At 49.4% G+C, this 6965-nt stretch carries 5 protein-coding genes; 2 read left to right on the top strand and 3 right to left on the bottom strand.

Annotation, left to right across the window (positions count from 1 at the left end; all coding sequences use genetic code 11):
- Positions 1–153: 153 nt before the first annotated feature.
- The 3 genes from AC0QH1_RS30635 to AC0QH1_RS30625 are packed head-to-tail and all read right to left on the bottom strand — an operon-like array spanning position 154 to position 4102.
- Positions 154–2964 (bottom strand): CHAT domain-containing protein, encoded by a 2811-nt coding sequence (locus tag AC0QH1_RS30635; RefSeq protein WP_324635234.1) that lies wholly within the window; start codon positions 2962–2964, stop codon positions 154–156.
- Positions 2961–3131 carry a hypothetical protein gene (locus AC0QH1_RS30630; protein ID WP_324635233.1) on the bottom strand — a complete coding sequence of 57 codons (171 nt, stop codon included), beginning with the start codon at positions 3129–3131 and terminating at the stop codon, positions 2961–2963. Before AC0QH1_RS30630 ends, AC0QH1_RS30635 begins: the two co-directional genes overlap by 4 nt.
- Before the next feature lie 53 nt (positions 3132–3184).
- Positions 3185–4102, bottom strand: a complete 918-nt coding sequence (locus AC0QH1_RS30625) for a sulfotransferase family protein (RefSeq protein WP_324635232.1) — start codon at positions 4100–4102, stop codon at positions 3185–3187.
- Between the two features lie 687 nt (positions 4103–4789).
- Here AC0QH1_RS30625 and cysH point away from each other — a divergent pair.
- Together cysH and sbcD are read left to right on the top strand one after the other, a co-directional pair.
- Entirely contained in the window at positions 4790–5521 is a 732-nt protein-coding gene (cysH, locus tag AC0QH1_RS30620) for a phosphoadenosine phosphosulfate reductase (protein WP_324635231.1), read from the top strand.
- 112 nt (positions 5522–5633) lie between these two features.
- The gene (gene sbcD / locus AC0QH1_RS30615; protein ID WP_324635230.1) at positions 5634–6902 is read left to right on the top strand and encodes an exonuclease subunit SbcD; all 1269 of its coding nucleotides are present in this window, start codon (positions 5634–5636) and stop codon (positions 6900–6902) included.
- Positions 6903–6965: the final 63 nt, after the last annotated feature.

Here is a 6965-nt window from a genome sequence, read left to right as displayed (position 1 = left end):
ACTGGCTGCCTGCACCAATAAATTTATTTTAGCCAATTAGCCCTCCCGAGTCAACCGCTTGAGAAAAAAAAGAGGCGATCGAAAAGCAGGGGGGTAACAGGTCAGGTAAAAATGGCCTGGAGGTCAACCGAATCAATTCGATGATGCCAGAATTCATAGCGCTTCTCCCATCAAGAGAAATCCAGCCCAATTGCGTGGATTGGGGTGTGTTTTCATAGTAGTTAGCATCGCTTGACGCAGGGCTTGTGCTTTATCGGGATGATGCTGTAAATGGCGATAAAATTCACTCATCAAAGTGGCGGTTGGCGCATCGGGAACCGACCATAAAGAGACGATAATACTGGGAACACCGGCACTCATTAAAGCCCGAGATAAACCGATCGCACCATCCCCAGTAATCTTCCCGCGCCCCGTATTGCAAGCACTCAAAACCACCAATTCAGCATTAAAAGGTAAATCCACAATTTCCCCCGCCATCAACCATCCGCGATCGCTTTCCGAGGGGGCGAGAGCGATCGCGCCGGGGACGTCGGTACCAAAATCATCCAAAACCCCGTGGGTCGCCAAATGAACGATGCGCGCCTCGGGCAATTCTGCCAAAACTCTAGCTTTTGTAGCTTGATTTCCCGTCAACGCTGTGGTATGAAAAAGACGAGCAATTTCCATCGCTTCTCGTTCCGCATGGGGTAACGGGGATAAAGGTTCTGGGGGTTGACCCACCACAGTAGGCATAGTCGGCATTGTAGGATTGCCCACCACGAGAATATTGTCCCCGGATACTCGTTCCCGTTGTTGATGAGTAAGGGCAAGAACTTGAATGCTTGGTGCGGCGATTAGGGTATGTTTTTCAATTAAAAATCGACCCGAACTATCTTGTAAAGCGCTAAAAGGAACTAAGAAGAGAGATTGATGGGGAATTAAGATAATCCGCTGTTGTGGATCGGCGGGCAACAGATGAGCGATCGGTTCAATTAACAGGGAGTGAAGTTGTTGCAATCGGGGGTAACGATCGCTCACAGAAGGCACGGGATTACTGCGGGTTTCTTGTGCGGCTACGTTAAAATCCAGCAAGCGATCGCGAGTTCCCCGGACCAACCAACTGAGAGATGTTTCCACCCTAGAGCCTCTTCCGATAGCCGCTTCCACCCTTGCGCCTTCAGCGATTGTGGCTAATGAAGTATCGGTTAACGTCACCGAGTGAAACGAAATTTCACCCGTCGGGGCGATCGTCCAAATATAAATTGCCTCCTCCACAATCGCATACTCAACAATCGTGGCATTCTGTTCCCGAGCAACGGTTTGAATTTGCGCCACCGTCGGCATTTCCACCGACTCGAACTCCTGCCAATTCGGCGATCGCCGTTTCGCTAATAACGTAATAAAAGCCCTAGCGCGACCCCTTTCTGCCACTTCTAACCCCCGATTAAACTTTTCCCGTTTCACCAAAACGCTTTGCAACAATTCATAGCTTTCTAGTTGGGTTTCAAACAGAGAAATTAGCTCCTTATCCGTCAATCCCGGGCGCAGTTTCTCTAGCTCTTCAATAGCAGCAAAGAGATACTCTTCCGCCTGTTGGTATTCTCCCACTTCCCGATACAATCGACCCATATTATTCAAAATATGACCGATACCCGCACCATCGCCAATCCCCCGAAGAATTTCTAACCCTTGGCGATAAAAATCCAAAGCAGTTTCCGTTTCCCCCAAAGTGGCATAAACTTTTCCCAAATTGTTGAGGCTTTTTCCCACACCGACTTGATTGCCAATTTCCCGAGCAATTTCCAATCCTTGCCGATAAAAGTCTAACGCTTTTTCAGATTGTTGCAAATGCAAGTAAGCCGTACCGATATTGTTGAGGGTAGTGCCTGACAACGCCCGATCGCCAATCTCCCGGGAAATGGCTAAAGCTTGCCGATAAGACTGCAATTCCTCTGGGTATTGACCTTGCTTTCCGTAGGTAGCCCCCAGATTGTTGAGCAAATATCCCACAGCGGGGCGATCGCCAATTTCGCGACCCATTTCTAAACCTTCTCGATAAAATTGCACCGCCTCCGGGTACTGTCCCAGACTATCGTAAACCCCGCCAATATTGTTCAGCCGTCTTATCGCACTGACGCGATCGCCGATTTCGCGGGCTAAGTCTAACGCATCTTTATAAAATTGCAAGGCTTCTGCATATTGTCCCCGGGAATAATAAATTAAGGCAATATTGTTGAGGGTAGTGCCAATTCCTCGGCGATCGCCCATTTCTCGGCGAATTTCCAACGCGCCCTCAAAAGACGCTAACGCCCGTTCGTATTCCCCGCGACTCCCATAAACCACGCCCAAATTGTCCAGCACAGCGCCAACCCCCTCTCGGTCATTGATTTCCCGGGCAATCCGCAACGCTTCCCGATAAAATTGCAACGCCTCCGGGTATTGTCCGCGATAATAATGGACTAATCCGATATTATTGAGTTGGCTAGTGATGCTAGAACGGTCATTCATTTCGCGGGCGATATCTAAAGCTTGCTGATAAAATTGCAAGGCTTCTGCATATTGTCCTCGACTTTGGTAAACAAATGCAAGGTTGTGGAGGATAGTGCCTTCCAGGTTGCGATCGCCAATGTCGTGGGCGATATCTAACCCTTGCTGATAAAATTGCAACGCCTCGGCGTATTGTCCCAGACGGGCGGAAATGATTCCTATCTGGTTGAGGGTTTCTCCGACGCTTTGGCGATCGCCAAGTTCGCGAAATATCGCCAATGCTTGATGGAAGGTTTCTAATGCTTCGGGAAGGCGATCGGCTTCCTGATGTTGGCGCGCTTGACGATAAAGACGATTTGCGGCGGCGGTTCGTTCGGCGGCGGTTTGCGCGGCGGCGATCGCCGGGGAAAAGGTAAAGGGTCGTAGCGCAGGTTCAACCCAGGCGCAAAGCAACAGCGTCGCAGAGGTAATAATAAAGGTTCTGACATGCCATTTCATTTCCGAGTTCCTCCAGAATTGAACAGTTGTGGCATGGGATTAGCATGGTGGGGTTCGCCACTGGCACTCAAACTCAAAAGCTGCGCCAAGAGCATAAAAAAGCGATCGCCAACACAGGAACACCCGAGGTATTCCCAGTGAATTCCTCTGGGTAAAACAATCAGCATGTTGCCTTCCCCGTGATATTCAAATCGGGAAATTGCCCACCAACCTCAGTTCGTTAATCCCATTCATATTGCTTGTTTTCCCCCTGAGTTAGACGATAAAATTCCTCTATCTTTTCCGGATCTAGTTCATTTTTCCAGCGCAAATCCAACTTGATTTGAAACCCTTGTTTTTGGTAATAATCGCCATGCACTTCTTCTACTTTGCTGTCACTTTTTTGACTTTTGTATTTCGCAATGAGCGAACGAGTGCCAAAGTTTCCCTCAATCCCGAAATGCTCGTGCTTCCAATATTCCAGCATTTCCGGCTGAAATTCTAGGTCTAGCATTTGACATATCTTTTCAGTGGTGGCTTTTGGTTCGCTGGCCAATTCTTCATAGCGAACCATCATTTTCCGTTCCGAGGGAAACTGGTTGAATAAATTTTCATCTTCTTTCATTAACCGAGACCATCTGTGACTAAATTTCTCAACGGTCATATTCTTATCCCAGCGCAAATAAGAATTGAGAACCGCACGACCATCTCGAATTAAATGGATTAAGTAACCGTCTATTTGTCCCGACCTAAATTCTTTTGATTGCAGCTTCTTCGACACCCAATCCACATATTTGGAAGAATCGATTAACACCGTTGCATCCAGTTTAGAAAAAATTAGCGAGTAGGAATTAAAAATTCTATCTGTTCCGGAAATTTCTCGAAGAAACCGCTCGACTTTTAGAGGGATGTAGGGAGTTATGCGACGATTGCTTAATCCCGCTACCAGCATTTTCAGTTCTTCCGGAGTGAACTTTTCTTCCCAAAATTTTCCCGTTTCCTCCCAGAAATCTCGATGACGGTGGCGGTGGCGGTAAAATTGAGGAAGTTTACTGATTTCATTTAAGTCAAAGCAGTCCGGATGACTGCCTAAAATATAGTTCAGTAGGGTAGAGCCTGACCGACCAATTCCTAAAATAAAAACAACTTTTTTCTTCATGCAAAAAAATCCAATATCGAGCCAATCTACAGTTCGTGAAAACCGCCTTAGAATTTTGCGAGGTAGAACGGTTGTGGCATCGAGAAGGAGGAAAGGGCAGGTTAGGAGTAGGGGCAAAGGTTCCTGCCCTTTTTCCCGATACTGCAATTATCTTAACTCGCGTTCTCCCGGATAAGAAGAAATTTAACCTTTATTTTCGATCGCCCCCGATTGGGTGTGGCGTCAAGGCGGCGGGTGGGTAGAGGTGCCACAGGTATCTGTTGCGGAAGGAACTTGCGGAGGGAATAAGTAGATCTATAGGGCACGAGGGTGGGCGAGTTAGGGGGGAAACGGGGAAAAAGCTGGATCCAGTCATGCCAGCAGAGGTGCCGAACAAATCCCCACCCAAGCGATCGATTTGGCCATCAATGGGCGTATAATCGTTTCGGCAGACTCAAACGGCAGATTTGCAGAGTATTTTGACTCATGGCCAAAGCCAAGCGGAGAAAAGTCAATCCCCCATTCCTGACCGGAGATAGCTCTTACAACCCTCTCTGGGTAGGGATTTCCCCCCGCTGAAGGAGCAATATAAAGGAATCCGTACTCCAACTTTTGTCATAAAAACCGAATTCCCGATCGAGTTACGGGAGTTTTGGTGTTAAGATTGACTTTGGAAACGATTGAACAGAGTAAAAGTAGCGATCGAGCATGATCTATTCTCCAGAAGCGCCAGTAAAAACCAACACCTTCGACCTGGATGAACTCAACCAACGCTTTGAGTCATCTCAACCCTTGGAAATTCTGGCTTGGGCGGCGAACAATTTTCCCACGGGATTGGTGCAAAGCACTGCATTCGGCCCTGGTGGGATGGTCATTATGGATCTTTTATACCGAGAACTGCATCCTGCTACTCCCGTTCCGGTGGTATTTCTCGACACCCTGCACCACTTTCCGGAGACCTTAGCCCTGGTCGATCGCGCCAAAGAGCGCTACAACTTAGATTTGCACGTTTACCGCACCCTGGAAGCCAACAACCGCGAAGCCTTTTCCCTGCGCTTCGGAGAGGAACTGTGGCAAACGGCGATCGAAAAATTCCACTATTTAACCAAAGTCGAACCCTTAGAACGAGGGCTGAACGAACTCAATACCCGCGCCTGGATCACCGGGCGGCGTCGGGATCAATCCCGCACTCGCACCACCATGCCGATTTTCGAACGGGACAAACAAGGGCGGATTAAAATCAATCCCCTCGCCAATTGGACGCGCAAAGAAACCTGGGGCTATATCGTCACCCACGGGGTTCCCTACAACGAATTGCACGATCGCGGATATGCCAGCATCGGCGACGAACCCCTCACCACCCCAGTGGCCCAAGGAGAACACGAACGGGCCGGTCGCTGGCGCGGATCCCAAAAAACCGAGTGCGGCATTCATCTGTGAATTCGTGCCAAATCCTTAGCCTTTTGTCTCTATGGTGTCATTAACGGGCAAACCTGCGTTGCATTCCCCGGCTTCACCCAGGAAAATAGACAAAAGACTAAGGAGAAACACTATGATAAAAATACTTCATTTGTCCGATATCCACATGGGAAGCGGGTTTTCCCACGGACGAACCAATCCAGTCACGGGAATGAATACGCGACTGGAAGATTTTATCAACACATTAAGTTGCTGTATTGACCGCGCCATCGAAGATGCGGTGGATCTGGTGCTGTTTGGGGGAGATGCATTTCCCGATGCGACACCGCCGCCATTCGTGCAAGAGGCGTTTGCGGGACAGTTTCGGCGATTGGTGGATGCAGAAATTCCCACGGTGTTGCTGGTGGGCAATCACGATCAACACGCCCAAGGGCAGGGAGGCGCGAGTTTGTGCATTTATCGGACCTTGGGAGTGCCCGGATTTATCGTGGGGGACTCTCTGGAGACCCACCGCATCGAGACGCGCAGGGGTTCGGTACAGGTGATTACTTTGCCTTGGATTACGCGATCGACCTTGATGACGCGATCGCAAACCCAAGGTCTTTGTTTATCCGATGTGAATCATTTATTAATCGATCGCCTGCGAGTGGCGTTAGAAGGCGAAGTCCGCAATCTGGATCCCGAGGTGCCCACGGTACTGCTGGGTCATGTGATGGTGGATAAAGCCGAATTTGGCGCAGAGCGCTTTCTCGCAGTGGGCAAAGGCTTTACCATTCCCCTATCCCTGCTGGTTCGCCCCTGTTTTGATTATGTGGCCTTGGGTCACGTCCACCGACACCAAAATCTCAACCCCCGCAACGATCCACCGGTGGTCTATCCCGGCAGTATCGAGCGGGTGGACTTTAGTGAGGAAAAAGAGCGGAAGGGTTATGTGAGGGTCGAACTAGAAAAAGGACGGGCCGAGTGGGAATTTTGTCCCTTGTCCGTGCGGAAGTTTCGCACCATCAAAGTGGATTTATCCGAGGCGGATGACCCGCAAAGTAACCTAGAAGCGGCGATCGCCAAACACCAGATTCAAGATGCGGTAGTGCGGGTCATCTATCAACTGCGACCGAACCAAATCGACGCGATCGACAATGCCGCCCTCCAAGCTCACTTAAGTGATGCCCATAGTTACACCATTCAAGCCGAACTGGTCAGCCAATTGGCCAGACCTCGCGTTCCCGAATTGGGAGTGGGGATGCAAATCGACCCCCTCTCGGCACTGAAAACTTACCTAGACAATCGCGAAGACCTGCAAGATATTCAAGGCGATATGCTTGCCGCCGCTGAAGGGTTGCTCTCCGGCGAAGACCCGATGTGGCAACTCGACTCTTCCGAGTCCGAGAACAGATACATTTAACCCGGAAAAATCTAGCAATTGCTGGAAGTTTCTGAGTATGGCACAATCTGGAATGAAATTATT

Source organism: Phormidium sp. CCY1219 (genome assembly GCF_055795085.1).
Note: the sequence above shows the minus strand (reverse complement) of the source record. Positions and strands in the feature narration are given on the sequence as shown.

What these genes read in the sequence shown, in the direction of transcription:
- AC0QH1_RS30635 (WP_324635234.1), bottom strand. Translation starts at nt 2,964, where the DNA reads ATGAAATGGCATGTCAGAACCTTTATTATTACCTCTGCGACGCTGTTG.
- AC0QH1_RS30630 (WP_324635233.1), bottom strand. Translation starts at nt 3,131, where the DNA reads ATGCTGATTGTTTTACCCAGAGGAATTCACTGGGAATACCTCGGGTGT.
- AC0QH1_RS30625 (WP_324635232.1), bottom strand. Translation starts at nt 4,102, where the DNA reads ATGAAGAAAAAAGTTGTTTTTATTTTAGGAATTGGTCGGTCAGGCTCT.
- cysH (WP_324635231.1), top strand. Translation starts at nt 4,790, where the DNA reads ATGATCTATTCTCCAGAAGCGCCAGTAAAAACCAACACCTTCGACCTG.
- sbcD (WP_324635230.1), top strand. Translation starts at nt 5,634, where the DNA reads ATGATAAAAATACTTCATTTGTCCGATATCCACATGGGAAGCGGGTTT.